Here is a 17,381-nt window from a genome sequence, read left to right on the forward strand (position 1 = left end):
CAACTCCGGATCGGATAAGCACGGCTCACCATCACGAGTACCCTCAGCACTCGTGTTGCGTTGACACACGCGAGTCCCGAATAAAGGTGTTGCGGCGAGCCGTCCGAACCGGGCGATCGCTCCCGTCGACTCCGCCGGCGGACGCGGACGGGCGTTTATATTCCAGCGAGCGGCCAGCGTCTCCGTGATCTGAGAACGGTCCCGCGTCGGGCTGCGGTTGCTCGGCACGTCGACGCGGGAAACGGGTGGTCGTCGCGAGCGCCGGGACCGACGCCGCCGCGCCACCGACGCGGGTGCCGACTGCAAGCCCACAACTGCGACCGCGACTACTCGACGACGAGACTCGTCCGCTCGTCGACGGCCTCGGCCTCTGCGAAGTCGCCGCCACCGAGCAGCCCGCGGGCCGCCTTCTTCCCCCACTCGACAGCGGGCTGTGTGAACGTCGAGACCGCCGCGAGCTCGCCGTAGAGCACACAGGCGGCCTCCATCTCGTAGAGCAGCGAGCCGAGGCTCCGCTCGTCGACGGCGTCGATCTCGACGCGGATCGCGGGGACGCCGGACTCGACGAGGCTCGCCTCCGTCGCCTCGAACTCCGCGTCGAGCAGGTCGCCCAGCGAGGAGCCGCCGAGGTACGAGAGGCCGTCGAGGTCGGTCTGGGGAATCGACCGATCGGCGTACTCGCGCGGGCGGACCAGCGTGACGAGCTTGTCGCGGGGACCGGCGCGGTAGAGTTGGAGCTGAGAGTGCTGGTCGGTCGCGCCGAGCGCCCGCGCCGGCGTCTGTCCGAGGCCGTCCTTGCCCAGGCTCTCGGCCCACAGTTGCGCGAACCACTCGGCGAACGTCTCCAACCGCTCGGCGTACGGCATCATCGCGTTCGTCACCGCGCCGCGGTTCGCCAGCGCGTAGCTCGTCGCTCCGTAGGCGTACGCGGGCGTCTCGAACAGCGACCCCGAGAGGTCGTCGGCCGCGGCGCTCGCCCCCGCGCGGATCGCGTCGAGGTCGTGGCCCTGGATGGCCGCCACCGCGAGCCCGACCGTCGAGAGCGCCGAGAAACGGCCCGGAACGCCGTCGGGAACCGACAGCGACGGGAGGTCGTGTTTCGCCGCGAGCGACCGGAGGTTCCCGGACTCGCCGGTCGTCACGAACGTCCGGTCGGTCCAATCGACGCCGGCGTCGGCCATCGCCTCGCGGACGACGAGGAAGTTCGCGAGCGTCTCCGCCGTCGTCCCCGACCGGGAGACGACGTTCACGGCCGTCCGGTCGAGCGGCAGCGAATCGAGCAGTCGCGAGACGTGCTCGGGATCGACGTTGTCGAGGAAGTACGCGTCGGGGTCGTCCGGCTCCGCGAGCGCGTCGGCGAACGTCGCCGCGCCGAGCGCGCTGCCGCCGATCCCGACGGTCAGGATCGCCTCGGCGTCGGAAAACGGGGCGACCGCGGCGCGGATCGCGTCGAGGTCGACAGTCGACGGGAGGTTCAGCGCCTCGTAGCCGTGCTCGCGGTCGTTCCGACCGGACTGGATCCGCTCGTGAGCGACCGCCACCTGTTCGTCCAGTCGCTCCAGCGACTCCCGGGAGACGCCGGGCGTCGCGTCGAGCGCACTGCCGAGATCGACGTACATACGTCGTCAACGACCGCCCCCGACGAAAAACCGGTCGGTCTGCCGGCGACCGAGATCGTGCCGGGGCGGGCGGCGACCGGTTCGTTCAAACCCTCCCGAGCCCAAGTCGCTCCCGATGGCATCCGGGTACGACGGCGTCTTCGGGGCGTTCCCCTATGCGCTGCGCTCCAGCGAGTCGCGGCTGTTCAAGTGCTACGTCCTCGCGAGCGCGCTGGCGATCGGACTCATCGCCCTGCTCGTCGGCATCGCGGTCGTCGTCCTGATCGGCCAAACCGCCGGCGTCCCGGGCGGGTCGCTCACCCTCTCGCGCGCGTTCTACATCGTCATCGGACTGCTCGTGGTGCTTCCTGCGATCGCTCCGGTTCTCGTCGTCGCCCGGCGGCGGCGACGCGGCGAGGAGAGCTCCGCGCGCCACGAGGCGGCGCTCGCCGCGGCCGGGTTTCTCTTCCTGCTCTCGCTGTATCTCGGGCTCGTCGCGTCGATGCCGGAGACGTTCGCGCTGGACGGCGAAACCGTGACGCGTCCGACGCCGAGCGGCGTCTTCGCCCCGGTCATCGCGGCGTTGTACGCGATCCCGCCCGTGCTCTCGTGGAGCGTGCCGCTCGCCGGAGCGGCACTCGTCGCCGCCGCCCACCGCATTTTCGGCTGAGTAGGTGACTTCGACGGGCCGACGATCGGACGAAACCCGCAAGTGCGCCGACCGACTACACGAGGGCAATGACTGACGCCGATCGCGACCTCGACGAACCGAATCGAGGCGTCGCTACCGAATCCGACGAGGAAGGAGAAATCGAGGGGACGTTCCTCGTGACCGCGGCCGAACCCGACTCCGCGGTGTTGAAAAACGTCGAGAGCGGGCAGGTACACACGCTCTCGTCGAATCCCGGGGTCGAACGCGCCGACGTCGTCGAGGGCGTCGTCGCCCCCGACCCGCCGCTGAACGTCTCGTATCAACTCGTCGAGACGGCGTCTCGGCGCTCGCTCTCCGTGGAACGGAGCGACGAGCCGCCGACGGCGAAATCGAAGGAACTCGCGGCGAACCAAGCGGTCGGCGGCCTCGCGCGAGAGGAGCGCGCCGGAACGGGCGAGATCCACGTCATAACGGTGCCGGAGGACGGCACCGAGGCCGCCGTCGACGACGTCCTCGAGGACGAGGAACAGTTGCTCTCGCGGGCGGCCAGACTCGGCGTGAACCGGGTCGAAGTCCGGTCGTCGCCGGGCGTGCTGTCGGTGCGGTATATGCCGTGACGCGCTGACGGGGGCGCTCTGCGGCGGGATCGGTAGCCGAGCATAAGAAGGCTTATTCGGCGGCGCTCTCCACCGGCATCTATGGTCGAGTTTACGGTACCGGAGGTCGACTACACCCGGTACACGAACCGCCAGTTGGCAGCGATACCGCTCGCCATCTTGGCGGTGGCGCTCCTCGTCATCGGCGGCTGGTACGTGATGACGGGGTCGCCGGTGAACCAAGGCATCGATTTCACCGGCGGAACGGAGGTACAGGTCGCGATCGACGGCCCGCAGCAGGAGGCCGAACAGCAGATCCGAGCCGCCTTCTCCGCCGAACCCGAGAGCATCCGGTCGGTCCCCGCACAGGACGTCTACGTCGTGACGTTCCAGTCCGGTCCGGGCGCGGACTCGGTTCAGGCGTCGGAGTTGGAACAACAGGCTGAGGACGCTGGAATCGACGTCCGGTCGATCTCGACCGTCTCGGCGAACTTCGGCGGCGACACGCAGACGCTGGCACTCGGCGGACTCGCGATCGCGTTCGTCGGAATGAGCGTCCTCGTCTTCGCGATGTTCCGCGTCTTCGTGCCCTCGATCGCCGTCGTCATCTCCGCGTTTTCCGACATCGTGATCCCGCTGGCGTTGATGAACGTGCTCGGGATCGAACTCTCGCTCGGGACGGTCGCCGCGCTGTTGATGCTCATCGGGTACTCCGTGGACTCGGACATCCTCCTCAACAACCATATCCTCCGCCGTTCGGGTGACTTCTACGAGTCGACGTACCGGGCGATGCGGACCGGTGTGACGATGACGCTGACCTCGATCGTCGCGATGATCGTGATGACGATCACGGCGACGCTGTTCGGCATTCAGTTGCTCGCGGCGATCGGGACGGTGCTCGTCCTCGGGCTCGCGACCGACCTTATGAACACGTACATGCTCAATCTGAGTCTGCTTCGCTGGTACAAGTTCGAGGGGGTGAACAGCTGATGGTGGACGTCCGCGACAACTGGCGAGTGCTCCTCTTGGTCGTCTTCATCCTCGTCTCCGCGTTCGCGCTGTTCTCACCGACGCTCGGCGCCGACGGCGGTGGCGAGGGCGGCGGGAACGCCGCTGCGGAGCGCGGCATCACCAACCTCCAGTACGGCCTCGAACTCTCGGGCGGGACCCGCGTCCGCGCGCCGCTCGTCGGCGTGACCGCCGAGGACGTCGACTTCGGCGGCGACGAGCCGCGAACCGTCGAACAGAACGTCGCCGACGAACTCGACGGAGCCGGGCCGGCAGACGTCATCGCACGGACCAGTGCGCAGAGCGGGCAGGCGACCGCACAGCCCGGTTCGCAGGGGCCGACGAGCACGGTCGAAGTGACCGCGGAAGGCGTCAGCACTGACGACCTCGCCGCGGCCCTCGATGCGGCCGGCTACGGCTACGAGAACACTCGAGAGGGCGTCACCGAGACCACGCGAGAGGAGGTCGTCCGCATCCTCGAGAACAAGATCAACGAGGCGGGGCTCTCCGGCGGGACCGTCCAGCAGGTGACGACCGCCCAGGGAGACGAGTACATCCTCGTCGAGGTCCCGAACCAGGACACCTCGGAGGTCCGTGACCTCGTCGGCGAACGCGGGACGGTCGTCATCGAGGCGTACTATCCGGCCGAAAACGACAGCGGGTACAACCGCGACGTGGTCCTCCAGCAGGAGGACTTCCAGAGCATCGGCACCGCCCAAGAGAGCGACGGCGGCGGCGCGTACGTGCCGGTGACCGTCTCCGAATCGATCGCCCCCGACTTCCAGCAGTCGATGCGGGACACCGGACTCGCCCAATCGGGCGGCACCCGCTGTGACTACGAGCGGAACCCGAACAACACCGAGCCGTGTCTCCTCCTCGTCGTCAACGGCGAGGTGACGAACGCGTTCGGGATGAGTCCCGGACTGGCAGACAGTATGCGCAGCGGCGAGTGGGCGCAGAACCCGGTCTTCCAACTGCAGACGACGAACACCTCTGAAGCGCAGGAAGTCTCGATCAACCTCCGCGCCGGCGCGCTCCCGGCGCAACTGGACTTCTCCAGTGAGAGCGGTGGGACGACCTCCTACATCTCGCCGAGCCAAGGGGCGGACTTCCGGACGAACTCGCTCATCACCGGCATCATCGCCGTGCTCGCGGTCAGCGGGACGGTCTTCTTCCGCTACCGCGACGTCCGGGTCGCCGCGCCGATGGTCGTGACCGCGCTCTCGGAGGTCGTCATCCTCCTCGGCTTCGCGGCCGGGATCGGCTACCCGCTGGACCTCTCTGTCATCGCCGGGTTCATCGCGGTCATCGGGACCGGCGTCGACGACCTCATCATCATCGCCGACGAGGTGATGGCCGAGGGACAGATCGACTCCCGTCGGGTCTTCCAGTCGCGGTTCCGGAAGGCCTTCTGGGTGATCGGTGCCGCGGCGGCGACGACGATCATCGCGATGTCGCCGCTGGCGGTGCTCTCGCTCGGCGACCTCCAGGGCTTCGCCATCTTCACCATCCTCGGGGTCGTCGTCGGCGTGCTCGTCACCCGACCGGCCTACGGCGACATCCTCCGGTCGCTGACGACCGTGGATCGCTGAGGTACGACAGCGCACGCCCGCCGCGGGCGGCGCGGTACCACCTTCTCGCGATCGAATCTCACCCTACAGGAATAGGCGACCGTTTAAATACGATCCCGCGACAACGACGAACTGTACTGGGCGACGACTACCACCGAACCTCCGTCGGAAACGGAGGACGCGAGACACACAATGCCCATCGACACTGATCTCCCCACCGACTCCCCGCCCGCCGACCACGGCACGCCCGCCGACAGCGCCGTCGACGACACCGGAACGGACGACCGCGAACAGGTCCTCGTCGCTCGCGTCGAGACCTACGAGGGCGACGCCGACGAGTGTACGATCTACCCCGTCGAAGCGGAGGCGGCGGCGCTGCAGACGACGTGGATCTCCGCCGAAGAGGGGTCGTTCGTCGCTCTCGACTCGATGCGGTAGCCCGCCCCCCGACGCTTCGCCGGCAGCCTCTCGCTTCAGAACTCCGAGAGCGCGGACTGTTCGGCGGCCGCGAGGACGTCCGCGCACGTCGACCACGACGCGCGGGCGCAGGCCGGAAGCTCGCCCGTGTCGGCCACGTACCTGCGGAGGAAGTCCCGCGTCGTCGGATCGCTCGGGTAGCCGCTGCCGAGCGGTCCGTAGTCGGCGTACTCTTCCGCTAAATCGTCGATCTCGGCGTCGCGTCGCACTTTCGCGACGACCGAGGCGGCGGCGACCAGCGGGTACGTCTCGTCGGCACGGTGTTCGGCGTGCACGTCGATCGAGAGTGTGTCCGGGGCCGACGCCGCGACCACGCCGTCGCGGACGCGCCGCGCGAACCGCGACTCGCTGACGTCGCCCGCGTCGGTGACGACCGCGTCGCCCTCCCGAGCCACGGCGGCGATGGCCTCAGCGTGCGCCGCGACCGTCAGCGAGTTCATATCCGTCTCGGGGTCGTCGATCCGGTCGGTCGGGACGACCGCGACGCCCACCGCGACGTCCTCGTCCGCTCGCAGTCGCTCGGCGATCGACTCGCGCGTCCCGGGCGCGAGCCGCTTCGAGTCGTCGACGTCGTCGGGGACCGACTCGGGCGGCGCGCGCACCCCGGCGGCGACCATCGGTCCGAGCACCGGGCCCTTGCCGGCCTCGTCGCTGCCGACGATCGCGTCTTCGGGGCTCATTCCTCGGCGTCGGCGGAGTCCGCGGCGTCGCTTCCTTCGCCGGCCGCCTCCGCGGCGTCGGCGGCGACGCCGGGTTCGTCGAGGAAGTAGTCCTCGTCCTCGAAGGGTTCGTCCTCGCCGTAGACGCCGACGACGTCCAGCGCCGTCACTTCGGCGTCGATGCCGAGCAGTCCGGCCAGACTCGGCTCCGTACGCCCCTCGTCGCCGGAGACGAGTTCCTTGATGTACAGCCCGCCCGCGCCGTGGATCTCGACGGTCGCGTGCGTGTCGTCGTCGAGTTCGCCGCTCGCCTCGTAGACCGCTCGCGTTCGCGTGAGGCTCGCCCGCCGGTGGTCGACGCGGTGCGGCGTGTACTGCTCGATCGTCGCGCCTTCGAGTTCGTCGAGCGCCTCCGCGAACGCGTCGCCGTCGACGGGCGAACCGAACTGGACTTCGGCCCGATAGCGCTTCGAGGCGTCGAGCTTCTTGACGCGCTCGACCATCTCGTAGTCCGCGAGCCGGAGGCCCTCGACCTCGGCGCGGCCCTCCGCGAAGGCGTTGATGTCGCCCTCTAACCGCTCGACGTCGATCCGGCGGCGGCGCGGTTCCATCACCTCGATGACGAACGGGCGACCGGTTCCGAGCATCCGCGCGTCGACGTCCTCTCTCCCGGCGCCGTGGAACTTCGTGTCCGTCCCGTCCATCACGTCGCTGACGATCGGCGCGGTCAGCCCCTCGACGCTGTCCTGATAGAGGTAGCCCGTCCCGTCGCACTTCTCACAGGGCTGCTTGCCGACGTAGCCCGAGCCCTGGCAGGCGTTGCAGGGCCACTCGGTCTGCGGGATGTCGCGTTCGAGCTTCCGGTAGCGGCCGTAGACGAACGCCGAGTGGACGTCGACGTCGACCGCGTCGGCCTCCAGATCGAGCGTGAACTGGACGTCGGGACGGCCGAAGTCGACGTCGGTGTCGGTGAGGCGTCCGACGCGCTTTCCGACCTCGCGGTTGAACTCGGACTTGAACAGTTCGCCCGCGTCCTCTGGCAGGCCCGCGCCCTCTCGAAGCAGTATCTCGTTCTCCTCGATCAGCGGCGGGGTTCGCGTGCCGACCTGGTAGGTGTCGAACTCGACGCCCTCGATCGCCTCGGCGCAGCGCTCTGCCCACTCGTCGAACTCCGCACAGCGGCCCTCACACACCCAGCAGTCGGCCGTGTCGACCGGCTCGTACGGCTCGTCGTCGTCGAGCGCGGCCGCGATCCGGAGGCTCTTGCCCCGCTCGGCGTTCGTCAGCCCGAAGCTCCGATCCGCGAAGGCCCGACCGAGACAGGCGTCACAGACTGGTTCCTGCGCGGCGAGCGCGCGGGCGTCGGCGAGAATGCTCATAGGCGTATCTGTGGGGGTGTTCGCTTTGTTCTTGTCCTTTCGCCGTCGTGCCTGAGAGTTGGAGTCAGCGACGTTTCCAGATGGATGCGCCGCGTCCATCGACGTCTCGCTCGTTTCACTCCCCGGACGCCCACCCGCCGCCGTTCGACGGTCAGCAATCGCCTAGCCGACGACGCCGGCAACGCCGAGCAGCCACCACAGCGTGACGAGTGCGAGCACACTCACCGTCAGCGTGCCGAGGAAGACGGCGAGCCCCAACCCGAGCACGACGCGCCGGTCCCGACGTACGTCGTCCTCGGTCGGGCCGGTCAGCCGTCGTTCGAGCAGTCGGACGTTCCGGTCGTTCGCGCGCCAGACCGCGTCGAAGGCGTCGCCGACGAGCGGGATCGATCCGAGCACGGCGTCGACGGCGACGTTCAGGACCATCCGCGCGAGCGTCGCCCGCGGCGCGCCGAGCGCGGCGGCCTCGGCGACGACGTACGCCGACGCGGCCGTGGCGGTCGCGTCGCCGACGCCCGGCAGCAGTCCCAAGATCGGGTCGAGCCCGATCCGCACGTTCGTCCGCGGGATCTCGAACGCGCTGTCGAGCAGGCTGCTCAGCCGTCGCAGGCGGTCCAGTCGCGCCGCCGCGTCGGGCGCGCGGCTATCGAGTGTGTCGAGGTCGACGCCGACGCCGTCGGCATCGGCGGTGTCGTCACCGGTGAGGACACCGTCCTCGGTGCGTTCCTCGCGGTTCGTCCGGTCCACAGTCGCTCGTCGGCGCGAACGCGCTTCGGTGTTCCGGCGATTTCGCCGCGGTTCGGACACCCACGGCGGACCGAGCGGTCGCCGTCGGACTTCGTGGTCCTTAGGTCCACGCGGTGCCGAGCGGTGAACGAATGGAGCCCGCGATCGAGATCCGCGACTTGCGGAAGTCCTACGGAGACGTACAGGCGCTCGACGGCGTCGACCTCACGGTCCCGCGTGGGTCGTTCTTCGGTCTCCTCGGCCCGAACGGGGCGGGGAAGACGACGTTCATCAACGTCCTCGTCGGACTCGTCCGCAAGAGCGGCGGCGAGGCGCGAGTGTTCGGCCACGACGTCGAGGACGACTACCGCGAGGCCCGCGACAGCATCGGCCTCGCGCCCCAGGAGTTCAACGTCGACCGCTTCTTCCCGATCAGCGAGGTGCTCGAACACAAGGCCGGATACCACGGGATCCCCCGCGAGCGCGCCGCCGAACGAGCTGAGGAGGTCCTCAAGCGCGTCGGCATCTACGACAAGCGCGACACGCGCTTCGACTGGCTCTCCGGCGGGATGAAGCGCCGGTTTATGCTCGCTCGGGCGCTCATCACCGAGCCCGACCTGTTGATCCTCGACGAGCCGACCGCCGGGGTCGACGTCCAACTCCGCCACGAGCTTTGGGATACCATCGTCGACCTGAACCAGCGGGGAACGACGATCCTGCTCACGACGCATTACATCGAGGAGGCCGAGCGGCTCTGCGACGAGGTCGCGATCCTCGATTCCGGCCGCGTCCTCGACGTCGCCAGCCCCGAGGAGCTGATGGACCGCGGCACCGACGACGTCGTGATACAGTTGCGCGACGAGCCGACCGCAGTCCCGGACTTCACCGCGCACGACGACCGGATCGAGTCGGTCGACCTCGACGGGACGCGCCTCGTCGTGACCGCCAGACAGGGCGGTCTCGTCGCCCCCGACGTCGTCAGCCTCCTCGACGAGGGCGGCCACGAGATCGTCGACCTCGAAATCCAGCGCACGTCGCTCGAAGAGGTGTTCGTCGAGATGACGCGCGCGGACGAAGACGGACGTGCGACGCCGGAGGTGGCGAGCCGATGAGCGTCGATACGACCGGCTTCCTCGCGCTGCTGCGGCGCGAGATCCTCCGCTTTCTCCGCCGCCCGCGGAACACCTTCCTGCCGCCCTTCATCACCAACGTCCTGTACTTCTCGGTCTTCGGGGTGATCCTCGGCGAGCGCATCGATCAGATCGCCGGCGTCCCGTACATCCTCTTTATCCTCCCGGGTCTCGTCGTCCTCGGCGCGATCTCGAACGCTTTCGAGAACACCTCGTTCAACATCTTCCACGGCCGCTGGAACCGCTACATCGAGGAGGTGCTCACCTCGCCGCTGTCGTACGGGACGATGGTCGGCGCGTACGTCCTCGCGGCCGCGATCCGCGGGGCGATCGTCGGCACGCTCATCGCGCTCATCGGCGCGTTCTTCACGGACGTCGGGGTCGTCCGTCCCCTGTATCTCGTCGCGTTCGGCGTCGTCATCACCGCGCTGTTCGCGAGCCTCGGCGTCGTCGCCGGGCTCTGGGCCGACGACTTCGACGACCTCACGATGCTGAATCAGTTCATCCTCCGGCCGCTGGTGTTCTTCGGCGGCGTCTTCTACTCGCTGAACGAATTGCCGGCGGCGGTCCAGCAGGTGTCGCTGCTGAACCCGATGATCTACATGGTCAACGGCGTTCGCTACGGATTCCTCGGCGTCAGCGAGGTCGATCCGAACGCCTCGCTGGCGGTCTTGGCCGGGCTCACCGTCGTCGTTCTCGCGATCGACGTCGCGCTCTTCCGCCGGGGCTACGGGCTGGCAGAGTAGCCCCGCACGTCCCACTCGCGGCGTGAACGACCGACTCTTGGTGTTCCGGCCGCGAGACGTCGTATGCGCCAGTTCGTAATCGTCGGACACGACGCCCCGACGACGCCCGACTTCTCGCTCGACGACCTCGCCGGCGCGGCGGGACGGCTCGACGTCCTCTGCCGCTGCGTCAACAGCGCGTTCTTCCTCTCGCACTCGATCCGCGAGGACGTGCGCGTCCACCTCGTGCTCGGCGACGAGTTCACCGTCCGCTTCGAGGGCTCGGACCTCCGGCGGCTCAACCCCGACGAGCGGAGCACGGCCGCGCTCGTCCGGCAGGCCCTCGAACACCGCGAGGACGCGATCGGCCACATGCCCGCCGAGAGCAGCCCGGGCGTCTCGATCCGACGGATGGGGTTCGCGGAGACGCTGGAGGACGTTGCCGACGCCGTTACGGACGAGCCGACGCTTCTCACCCTCCACGAGGACGGGGACCCGATCGCCGACGTCGAGCCGCCCGAGGACCCGCTTTTCGTCCTCTCGGACCACCACGACTTCGATGACGAGGAGCGCTCGCTCCTCGCCGAGCGCGCCGACGAGCGCGTCCGCGTCGGGCCCGAGGTCCTCCACGCGGACCACACGATCACCGTCGCGCACAACTACCTCGACACCCACGGATACACCGAGTACTGAGACGATGGACGAGGATCGCGAGTCACGCGTCGATCGCGCCTCGTGCGCGGTCGACTCTCGCCCGGAGCGAGGGCCTGACGACGCCCGGATCGATCCGCTTCGGACGGCGACTGCCCCGGCCGTCGACGACCGCTTTCCGGTGTCGCTCAGGGGCGTCGCGGTCGGTTCCGAGACGCGGTGCGCGCACTGGCACGCCGACGTCGACGTCGTCGCGCTCCGGTTCGGCTGCTGTGAGGTGTTTTCGCCCTGTCACGCCTGCCACGCCGAGACCGCCGATCACGACCCGGAGCCGTGGCCCCGGGACCGCTTCGACGAGGCGGCGGTGCTGTGCGGCGTCTGCGGGACGACGCTGTCGGCGCGGGTGTACCTCGACGGCGACGACGCCTGCCCGAACTGCGGCGCGGCGTTCAATCCGGGGTGTCGTCGGCACCGGGCGCTGTATTTCGAGGAGTGACGGTCGCGTTCGCCGAAACGCCCCGACGCCCTGCCCCGGTTCGGAAGCGTTAAAAGATCCAACGACGACTGTCCGAGTGCGGGCCGGTGGGGTAGCTTGGTATCCTTCGGCCTTCGGGTGGCCGTAACCTCAGTTCGAATCTGAGCCGGCCCATATTTTCCCCACCTCTCATCAACCGCGAGCGATAGCGAGCGGTTCGAGAGGAGTCACAGCAGGGCGGCGACGATGACCGCGCCGTTCCACACCGTGACGACGAAGCCGAGCGCGCACAGGCCGAGCGGCACGCCGATGCAGTGAGGTCGTGGAACGACCCGGTAGAACCCGTAAAACCCGCAGACGACGAGTATCTTGAGCGGGAGGATCATCGGTAGTCCGTAGGCGTTGATCAACCACGCCGCGACGGGGCTGGCCTCGACGACCGTCCGCAACTGCAGGCCGGCGAGCGTCGTGACGACGTCGCCGACGAGGAAGAACACGATGGCGCCGTACCACCAGAGGAGGGCGTTCTCCTCCAGAATGTCTATCGAGGCGTCGAGATCGGTGTTCATGGTGTCGATGGAGGGATCTATTCAGGACGAGTCGTGTGAACGACTGCCTCGGTATCGTGATACCGGTTCGACAGATAGCGTACTAAACGTTTGGATTCGATGACAGGACAGTTCGCTCAGCCGAGCGCGACGGGCAGAACGCCGACGGCCGAAAGCTCGTAGGTGACCACGTACGCGATCGCTGCGAGAGTGAGCGTCGCGACGCCGGTGACGATGCCGACTGTCACCGCCCCACCACCGAGAGGTGACGTCGACGGAAGTGATCGAAGGCCCCCTTCCCGGTGGCGCAGGGAAGCCCACAGCCCGACGACGACGGCGAGCGGGACGATCGTGAACCCCAGTATGTGGGCGTCGACGACCGTCGGCCGCGGGAGCGCGACCACGGCGACCGCGTACGCGAAGCCGACGCCGGCCCGCCGATCGAGGGAATCGCGGAGTCGTCGGAGCATCGCGAACCGGGGAGTCTGCGGCCGAGGAACTGCCTCTGCCCGCCCCAAGTCCAACGCGACGAGGACGCCGAGCCAGACGGCCGCGAGTTCGACGAACAACACGCCGAAGATCTCGAGCGTCGGGTCGGCCGCGAGAGCGACCCGCTCGGTGAGCACCGGCGGTCCGAACGGCGAGAGCAGCGGCGGCGGCGCAGCCAGAAACACGTCGCCGAAGGGGTGCGTGAGGAATCCGACGGCGGCGGCAGCCGTCACCGCAGTCGTCGGGAGGCGGAGCCGACGGCCGACGACGACGCCGGCGACGGCGACGACCGCGAGAAACGCGCCCGCGACGATCGCGGCCGCGGCCCCGACGGCGGTCCGAAACGAGAGCACGAGAACCGGCGCGTACAGCGCCGTTGGAAGCGCGGCAACGCCGATCACGCCCAGCGAACCCGAAGCACTGCCGGACGTGGACGCTCGCGCGTCGACGACGGCACCCAAGCCGAAGGCGAAGGCGGCGGCGACGCCGACGGGGAGGGGGTGCGTGACGACGCGGTGGACGCCGTTTGCGACCCCCCAGAACGCCTCCCAGCCGAGCGGCGTCCCGCCGGCGACGGCGGCAGCGTACGTCACCGCGGCGTAGAGCACGTCGAGGTCGGGCAGGAGGGCCGCGAGCGCCGCGACCGCGCCGAGTCGGAGCGCGGTGTCGGGAGCGCCCCCGAGCCGGGAGGCCCCCCACCCGGCGAGCGCGAACGCGAGGAACTCGTGGCCGACGAACATCGGTCACGTCGGACCTGCCCGCCGCCGAAAATAGCTCTTCGGATGTCGAACTCGCGCGTCCGACTCGCGGATCGACGTTCACCTTTTGGTACTCGCGCCCGAACGTCGGCCGTGAACGGAACCGCGATCGACCACGTGAAACTCCGGATTCCCGACGGCGGCGTCGAGACGGCGCTGGCCTTCTACCGCGACGCGCTCGGCTTCGACGTCGACGGGATGGAACTGTACGAGTCGGGGGAGAAACCGTTCTTCTCGGTCCGGCTGGCCCCCGGGGCGGTGATCCATCTCGAACCCGACCCGTCGTTCGACCCCGCCTCGGACCGAAACGCCTACGACCACGTCGCCGTCCGGATCGACGACACGATCGACGGGATCGCCGACGCGCTCTCGGCCGCGGACGTCGAGATCGATCGACGACTCGAACCGCTGGGGGCCACCGGGGTCGCGCCGGCCGTGTACGTGACCGACCCGTTCGGCTACCGGATCGAGCTGAAGGCCGACGCGTCGGACTGACGTCGGTCGGCGCACGGCGTGGACGGGCTGAACGCGAACGCGTGCCCGACGTCGAGGTCCGCGCGCACGGCGCATCGAACCGCTTTTCTCGCCGGTCGTGGTTGAACTACCCAATCGATGCGTGATCTGGTCCCATTCGGCGGTGGTTCTCGGCTCGACGGACGGACGGGCGTCGCGCTCGTCGCCTTCGGCGTCCTCCTCTTCGTCTCCTCGCTCGTTCTCGGTGCCGCGTTCGCCCCGGACGTCGGTGCCGCCGACGACGACGAGACCCGACAGACGCTCGTCGGATCGCAGGGCGGCGGGCCGGGGCTGCACGACCACGGCTCCGTCTACCTGTTAGACGGCCGGGAGACGGAGTGGCGAACGGGCGGCACTGACAGCTACTTCGACGTCACGATGCTCGACAACGGCAGCGTGATGGCGGGCTTCATGCAGGGCGGCTACGAGGCCTGCGGCCCCTACGAGTCGCCGTGTACGCACACCGGGTTCCGGATCATCGATCCGAACGACGATAGCGACGCAGCGCCCGAAATCGAGTACGAGTACTCATTCCCGGTGCGCTCGCAGGCCAACAGCGAGGTCCACGACGTCGAACTGCTCGACTCCGGGGAGTTCCTCGTGAGCGACATGGAGCACGAGCGGATCTTCACCGTGAAAGACGGCGAGGTCACGTGGGAGTGGAACGCCAGTTCGCGGTACGACGCGCCCGATGACCCCACCCGAACGGACTGGCTGCACATCAACGACGTCGACGTCATCGGCGAGGACCGCTACCTCGTGTCCGTGCGCAACGCCCACCAGTTGGTGATCGTCGAGCGCGGCGAGGGCGTCGTCGAGGTGGTCAACGGCGACGAGGAGACCACGCAGGGCGACCCGACGCTCCTCCGTCAGCAACACAACCCGCAGTGGCTCGGCGACGGCCGCGTGCTCGTCGCCGACAGCCACAACGACCGCGTCGTCGAACTCGAACGCACCGACGGCGGCGAGTGGGAGGTCGCCTGGGAGATCTACGCCGCCGAGGGCGTGAACTTCAACTGGCCGCGAGACGCCGACCGCCTCGACAACGGCAACACGCTCATCACCGACTCGCTGAACAAGCGGGTCGTCGAGGTGAACCGCTCGGGCGCGACCGTCTGGAGCTACGGGACGCCCGAAGTGCCCTACGAGGCCGAGCGCCTCCCCGAGGGTGAGACGGTCGGGGCGACCTCCTACGCGGACGGCGACGGCGACGAGCCCACGACGATCGGCGAGGGTCGCGACATTCCCGTCCTCTCCTTCCTGCTCGTCATCTTCCAGACGGGGCTACAGACGCCGTTCTGGTTCAACGAGGGCCACGTCGCCGTCACGATCGTCTCGCTCGTCAGCGTGCTCACCGGGTTCGGGATCGTCGTCCGCGACCGGCTGACGCGGGGCTGAGCGGTACTCCCGCTCCCCACATCCGACACGCTTCACCCCACGGGTTCTTGTCCGTCCGGACAGAGGAGCCGATATGACCGACCGTTCCCCCGACAGCGGTGACCGCGAGGCCGCAGTCGACGACCTGGCGTGGGAGACGACCGACAGCGGCATCGATTACACCTGTCCCGGGTTCGACGTCCGCCGCGACGACGTGGTCCTCCCGGACGGCACCGAGACCGACTTCCACTACGTCGACGAGCCGGCGGCGGTCGTCGTGCTCCCGTTCACGCCCGACGGCGACGTCGTCGTCATCGAGGAGTGGCGGCAGGCTGTCGGACGGGTCAACCGGGGCCTGCCGGCCGGGAGCGCCGAACCCGAGGACGACGACCTCGCGGCGGTCGCCCGCCGGGAGCTTACGGAGGAGACCGGCTACGAGGCGGGCGACGTCGAACACCTGTTCGCCGCGGAGCCGGCGAACGGCTTGCTGAACAGCGTCCACCACTTCTTCGTCGCCCGCGACTGCGAACCGGTCGGGGAGCAGGACCTCGATTTCAACGAGAGCATCCGCGTCGACCTCGCGGACTACGAGGAACTGCTCGGCGACGTCGTCGAGGGCGAGATCCGCGACGGCCGCACGGTGCTCGGCGTCACGCGGTACGAACTCGCCGACCGCTGGCGCTGATTCGCTCTCGGCGCTCCGCGCACCCGGCGCAGTCCCGGGGAGACAGGATTTTGACGCGCGAGTGCGAAGGAGAGCCGTGTCCTCCGAACTGAACTCAACCGAGGGGGCGGACGACTCGGGTCCGCCGTCCGACGCCGTTCTCACCGTCCTCCGCGCGCTCGCCGCCGCCGTACTGCTCTCGGTCGTCGGGATCGGCGTCGGGGGCGTCCTCGTCGTTCTCACGGCCCTCGCACTCGGAGCCGCCGGGGTCTCGATCACGCCGCTTCTGAGCATCATCCTCTCGCTGGCGCTGGCGACAGGTATCGGATTCGGCGGCGTCGCGCTCGCGTACCTCCGATACCGCGGCGCGGGCATCGACTACGTCGGCCTCCGCGTGCCGTCGCTCCGCGAGGTCGCGTTCGTCGTCGCCGGCTACGTCGCCTCGCTCGCGCTGTTGATCCTCGCGTCGACGGTCATCACGACGGTCGGCGCGGAGGCGGCCCCGAACACGACCGCGGAGATGGGGATGGAGAACCCCGAGATCCTGCTCTTGCTCATCCCGGCGTCGATTCTCCTGATCGGCCCCGGGGAGGAACTGCTCTACCGCGGCGTCGTCCAGAACCGACTGAGCGAGGCGCTGCCCGCACCGCTCGCGATCTTCCTCGCGAGCCTGATCTTCGCGTCGATCCACTACTTCTCGCTGTCGGGCGCGCCGCAGGCGCGGGTCGTCAGCATCACGGTGCTCGTCCTCCCGACGCTCGTCTTCGGGACGATGTACGAACTCACGGACAACATCGTCGTCCCCGCGCTGATCCACGGGGCGTACAACGCGACGCTCTTCTCGCTGCTGTATCTCGCGATCCGATACGTCGGCGCAGAAGAGCTCCAGCAGTCCGCGACGCTCGCGGCGCTCCTGCTGTAGCTCAGACGAGCGTCCACGCGAAGTAGCCGCCGCCGAGAATCAACGCGACGCCGACGACCTGCACGAGCCGACGCCAGCGAGCGGGGGTGCCCGAACCGCTTCCCGCGTTCGCCTCGTCGTCCTGGCCGTCAGACATCCCGTCCTCGCCGTACCGGCCGCGTCGGTCCTGTGGGAGCCGCCCGGCGGTCTGCACTTGGATGACCGTCTCGGGGGCCGCGACGAACAGGATCCCGAGCGCGACGCCCAACACGGCCGCCGCGAGCGTCCGGACGTCGGTCATCGTTCCTGAGTCTTCATCGGGCTCTTCCCGTCAGTTCCGGAGCCGCTGGATGCGCTTTTCCATCGGCGGGTGCGTCGCGAACAGCCGCGCGAGGCCGCGTTCCTCGCCGAAGATGCAGAGCGCGTTCACCTGCGAGTCGACAGCGGACTCCTGCGTCCGCTCGTTGCCGCGGCTGATCTTCTC

The 17,381-nt window shown here is 68.9% G+C and carries 20 protein-coding genes, 1 tRNA gene and 1 pseudogene; 14 read left to right on the forward strand and 8 right to left on the reverse strand.

Annotated features, from left to right (window positions below):
• Nucleotides 1-326: 326 nt before the first annotated feature.
• Entirely contained in the window at nucleotides 327-1,619 is a 1,293-nt protein-coding gene (locus ACP99_RS02980; protein ID WP_049985162.1) for a hypothetical protein, read from the reverse strand.
• Nucleotides 1,620-1,734: 115 nt separating this feature from the next.
• On the opposite strand from ACP99_RS02980, the gene ACP99_RS02985 reads away from it, so the two are divergent.
• The 5 genes from ACP99_RS02985 to ACP99_RS03005 all read left to right on the forward strand — a co-directional run bounded on the left by ACP99_RS02985 (nucleotide 1,735) and on the right by ACP99_RS03005 (nucleotide 5,863).
• A complete protein-coding gene (locus ACP99_RS02985) occupies nucleotides 1,735-2,268 on the forward strand; it encodes a hypothetical protein (RefSeq protein ID WP_049985163.1) in 534 nt (177 codons plus the stop codon).
• Nucleotides 2,269-2,336: 68 nt separating this feature from the next.
• Nucleotides 2,337-2,867 carry a DUF5812 family protein gene (locus ACP99_RS02990; protein WP_049985164.1) on the forward strand — a complete coding sequence of 177 codons (531 nt, stop codon included), beginning with the start codon at nucleotides 2,337-2,339 and terminating at the stop codon, nucleotides 2,865-2,867.
• Between the two features lie 81 nt (nucleotides 2,868-2,948).
• Nucleotides 2,949-3,836, forward strand: coding sequence for a protein translocase subunit SecF (gene secF / locus ACP99_RS02995; protein ID WP_049985165.1), 888 nt, complete (start codon nucleotides 2,949-2,951; stop codon nucleotides 3,834-3,836).
• Complete coding sequence (locus tag ACP99_RS03000; RefSeq protein ID WP_049985166.1) at nucleotides 3,836-5,446, forward strand: preprotein translocase subunit SecD; 1,611 nt, start codon at nucleotides 3,836-3,838, stop codon at nucleotides 5,444-5,446. The genes secF and ACP99_RS03000 overlap by 1 nt, the downstream gene beginning before the upstream one ends.
• A gap of 171 nt (nucleotides 5,447-5,617) precedes the next feature.
• On the forward strand, nucleotides 5,618-5,863 hold the full coding sequence (locus tag ACP99_RS03005) for a DUF7511 domain-containing protein (RefSeq protein ID WP_049985167.1): 246 nt from the start codon (nucleotides 5,618-5,620) through the stop codon (nucleotides 5,861-5,863).
• Between the two features lie 35 nt (nucleotides 5,864-5,898).
• On the opposite strand, the gene rnhB is transcribed toward ACP99_RS03005, so the two are convergent.
• The 3 genes from rnhB to ACP99_RS03020 form a co-directional block, all read right to left on the reverse strand.
• Nucleotides 5,899-6,582, reverse strand: a complete 684-nt coding sequence (gene rnhB / locus ACP99_RS03010; RefSeq protein WP_049985168.1) for a ribonuclease HII — start codon at nucleotides 6,580-6,582, stop codon at nucleotides 5,899-5,901.
• Nucleotides 6,579-7,940, reverse strand: coding sequence for a tRNA pseudouridine(54/55) synthase Pus10 (locus ACP99_RS03015; protein ID WP_081927073.1), 1,362 nt, complete (start codon nucleotides 7,938-7,940; stop codon nucleotides 6,579-6,581). The genes rnhB and ACP99_RS03015 overlap by 4 nt, the downstream gene beginning before the upstream one ends.
• Nucleotides 7,941-8,102: 162 nt before the next feature.
• Nucleotides 8,103-8,687: a DUF4112 domain-containing protein gene (locus ACP99_RS03020; RefSeq protein ID WP_049985169.1), complete on the reverse strand. Its 585-nt coding sequence runs from the start codon at nucleotides 8,685-8,687 to the stop codon at nucleotides 8,103-8,105.
• A gap of 131 nt (nucleotides 8,688-8,818) precedes the next feature.
• On the opposite strand from ACP99_RS03020, the gene ACP99_RS03025 reads away from it, so the two are divergent.
• From ACP99_RS03025 to ACP99_RS03045, 5 genes are all read left to right on the forward strand, one after another.
• Nucleotides 8,819-9,778, forward strand: a complete 960-nt coding sequence (locus ACP99_RS03025) for an ABC transporter ATP-binding protein (protein WP_049985170.1) — start codon at nucleotides 8,819-8,821, stop codon at nucleotides 9,776-9,778.
• Nucleotides 9,775-10,542, forward strand: a complete 768-nt coding sequence (locus tag ACP99_RS03030) for an ABC transporter permease (RefSeq protein ID WP_049985171.1) — start codon at nucleotides 9,775-9,777, stop codon at nucleotides 10,540-10,542. The genes ACP99_RS03025 and ACP99_RS03030 overlap by 4 nt, the downstream gene beginning before the upstream one ends.
• A 63-nt stretch (nucleotides 10,543-10,605) precedes the next feature.
• Nucleotides 10,606-11,214, forward strand: coding sequence for a tRNA (pseudouridine(54)-N(1))-methyltransferase TrmY (gene trmY / locus ACP99_RS03035; protein WP_049985172.1), 609 nt, complete (start codon nucleotides 10,606-10,608; stop codon nucleotides 11,212-11,214).
• A 4-nt stretch (nucleotides 11,215-11,218) separates the two neighbouring features.
• Nucleotides 11,219-11,668, forward strand: a complete 450-nt coding sequence (locus tag ACP99_RS03040) for a CHY zinc finger protein (RefSeq protein WP_081927075.1) — start codon at nucleotides 11,219-11,221, stop codon at nucleotides 11,666-11,668.
• 80 nt (nucleotides 11,669-11,748) lie between these two features.
• Nucleotides 11,749-11,821 (forward strand) — tRNA-Pro (locus ACP99_RS03045).
• A 53-nt stretch (nucleotides 11,822-11,874) separates the two neighbouring features.
• Here the strand turns inward: ACP99_RS03045 and ACP99_RS03050 are convergent.
• Nucleotides 11,875-12,216 carry a hypothetical protein gene (locus ACP99_RS03050; RefSeq protein WP_049985173.1) on the reverse strand — a complete coding sequence of 114 codons (342 nt, stop codon included), beginning with the start codon at nucleotides 12,214-12,216 and terminating at the stop codon, nucleotides 11,875-11,877.
• Nucleotides 12,217-12,332: 116 nt separating this feature from the next.
• Entirely contained in the window at nucleotides 12,333-13,424 is a 1,092-nt protein-coding gene (locus ACP99_RS03055; RefSeq protein ID WP_049985174.1) for a metal-dependent hydrolase, read from the reverse strand.
• 111 nt (nucleotides 13,425-13,535) lie between these two features.
• On the opposite strand from ACP99_RS03055, the gene ACP99_RS03060 reads away from it, so the two are divergent.
• The 4 genes from ACP99_RS03060 (at nucleotide 13,536) to ACP99_RS03075 (ending at nucleotide 16,918) form a co-directional block, all read left to right on the forward strand.
• A complete protein-coding gene (locus ACP99_RS03060; RefSeq protein ID WP_049985175.1) occupies nucleotides 13,536-13,937 on the forward strand; it encodes a VOC family protein in 402 nt (133 codons plus the stop codon).
• A 117-nt stretch (nucleotides 13,938-14,054) separates the two neighbouring features.
• Nucleotides 14,055-15,353, forward strand: a complete 1,299-nt coding sequence (locus tag ACP99_RS03065) for a hypothetical protein (RefSeq protein ID WP_049985176.1) — start codon at nucleotides 14,055-14,057, stop codon at nucleotides 15,351-15,353.
• A 73-nt stretch (nucleotides 15,354-15,426) separates the two neighbouring features.
• Nucleotides 15,427-16,017, forward strand: a complete 591-nt coding sequence (locus tag ACP99_RS03070) for an NUDIX hydrolase (protein WP_049985177.1) — start codon at nucleotides 15,427-15,429, stop codon at nucleotides 16,015-16,017.
• 76 nt (nucleotides 16,018-16,093) lie between these two features.
• Entirely contained in the window at nucleotides 16,094-16,918 is an 825-nt protein-coding gene (locus ACP99_RS03075; RefSeq protein ID WP_081927077.1) for a CPBP family intramembrane glutamic endopeptidase, read from the forward strand.
• Nucleotide 16,919: 1 nt separating this feature from the next.
• Here the strand turns inward: ACP99_RS03075 and ACP99_RS03080 are convergent, their stop codons facing one another.
• Both ACP99_RS03080 and ACP99_RS21375 read right to left on the reverse strand, forming a co-directional pair.
• Entirely contained in the window at nucleotides 16,920-17,198 is a 279-nt protein-coding gene (locus ACP99_RS03080) for a hypothetical protein (RefSeq protein WP_049985178.1), read from the reverse strand.
• A gap of 30 nt (nucleotides 17,199-17,228) precedes the next feature.
• Nucleotides 17,229-17,381, reverse strand: a pseudogene (locus tag ACP99_RS21375) (protease); the annotation flags it as partial.

The sequence above is a fragment of the Halobellus rufus genome (assembly GCF_000739575.1).
Classification (GTDB): Archaea; Halobacteriota; Halobacteria; order Halobacteriales; family Haloferacaceae; genus Haloquadratum; species Haloquadratum rufum.

Coding starts and splice junctions, on each gene's coding strand:
- ACP99_RS03030 (WP_049985171.1), top strand. CDS start 9,775: ATGAGCGTCGATACGACCGGCTTCCTCGCGCTGCTGCGGCGCGAGATC.
- ACP99_RS02985 (WP_049985163.1), top strand. CDS start 1,735: ATGGCATCCGGGTACGACGGCGTCTTCGGGGCGTTCCCCTATGCGCTG.
- ACP99_RS03065 (WP_049985176.1), top strand. CDS start 14,055: ATGCGTGATCTGGTCCCATTCGGCGGTGGTTCTCGGCTCGACGGACGG.
- ACP99_RS03080 (WP_049985178.1), bottom strand. CDS start 17,198: ATGACCGACGTCCGGACGCTCGCGGCGGCCGTGTTGGGCGTCGCGCTC.
- secF (WP_049985165.1), top strand. CDS start 2,949: ATGGTCGAGTTTACGGTACCGGAGGTCGACTACACCCGGTACACGAAC.
- ACP99_RS02980 (WP_049985162.1), bottom strand. CDS start 1,619: ATGTACGTCGATCTCGGCAGTGCGCTCGACGCGACGCCCGGCGTCTCC.
- ACP99_RS03000 (WP_049985166.1), top strand. CDS start 3,836: ATGGTGGACGTCCGCGACAACTGGCGAGTGCTCCTCTTGGTCGTCTTC.
- ACP99_RS03040 (WP_081927075.1), top strand. CDS start 11,219: ATGGACGAGGATCGCGAGTCACGCGTCGATCGCGCCTCGTGCGCGGTC.
- ACP99_RS03025 (WP_049985170.1), top strand. CDS start 8,819: ATGGAGCCCGCGATCGAGATCCGCGACTTGCGGAAGTCCTACGGAGAC.
- ACP99_RS03015 (WP_081927073.1), bottom strand. CDS start 7,940: ATGAGCATTCTCGCCGACGCCCGCGCGCTCGCCGCGCAGGAACCAGTC.
- ACP99_RS03050 (WP_049985173.1), bottom strand. CDS start 12,216: ATGAACACCGATCTCGACGCCTCGATAGACATTCTGGAGGAGAACGCC.
- ACP99_RS03055 (WP_049985174.1), bottom strand. CDS start 13,424: ATGTTCGTCGGCCACGAGTTCCTCGCGTTCGCGCTCGCCGGGTGGGGG.
- ACP99_RS02990 (WP_049985164.1), top strand. CDS start 2,337: ATGACTGACGCCGATCGCGACCTCGACGAACCGAATCGAGGCGTCGCT.
- rnhB (WP_049985168.1), bottom strand. CDS start 6,582: ATGAGCCCCGAAGACGCGATCGTCGGCAGCGACGAGGCCGGCAAGGGC.
- ACP99_RS03005 (WP_049985167.1), top strand. CDS start 5,618: ATGCCCATCGACACTGATCTCCCCACCGACTCCCCGCCCGCCGACCAC.
- ACP99_RS03070 (WP_049985177.1), top strand. CDS start 15,427: ATGACCGACCGTTCCCCCGACAGCGGTGACCGCGAGGCCGCAGTCGAC.
- trmY (WP_049985172.1), top strand. CDS start 10,606: ATGCGCCAGTTCGTAATCGTCGGACACGACGCCCCGACGACGCCCGAC.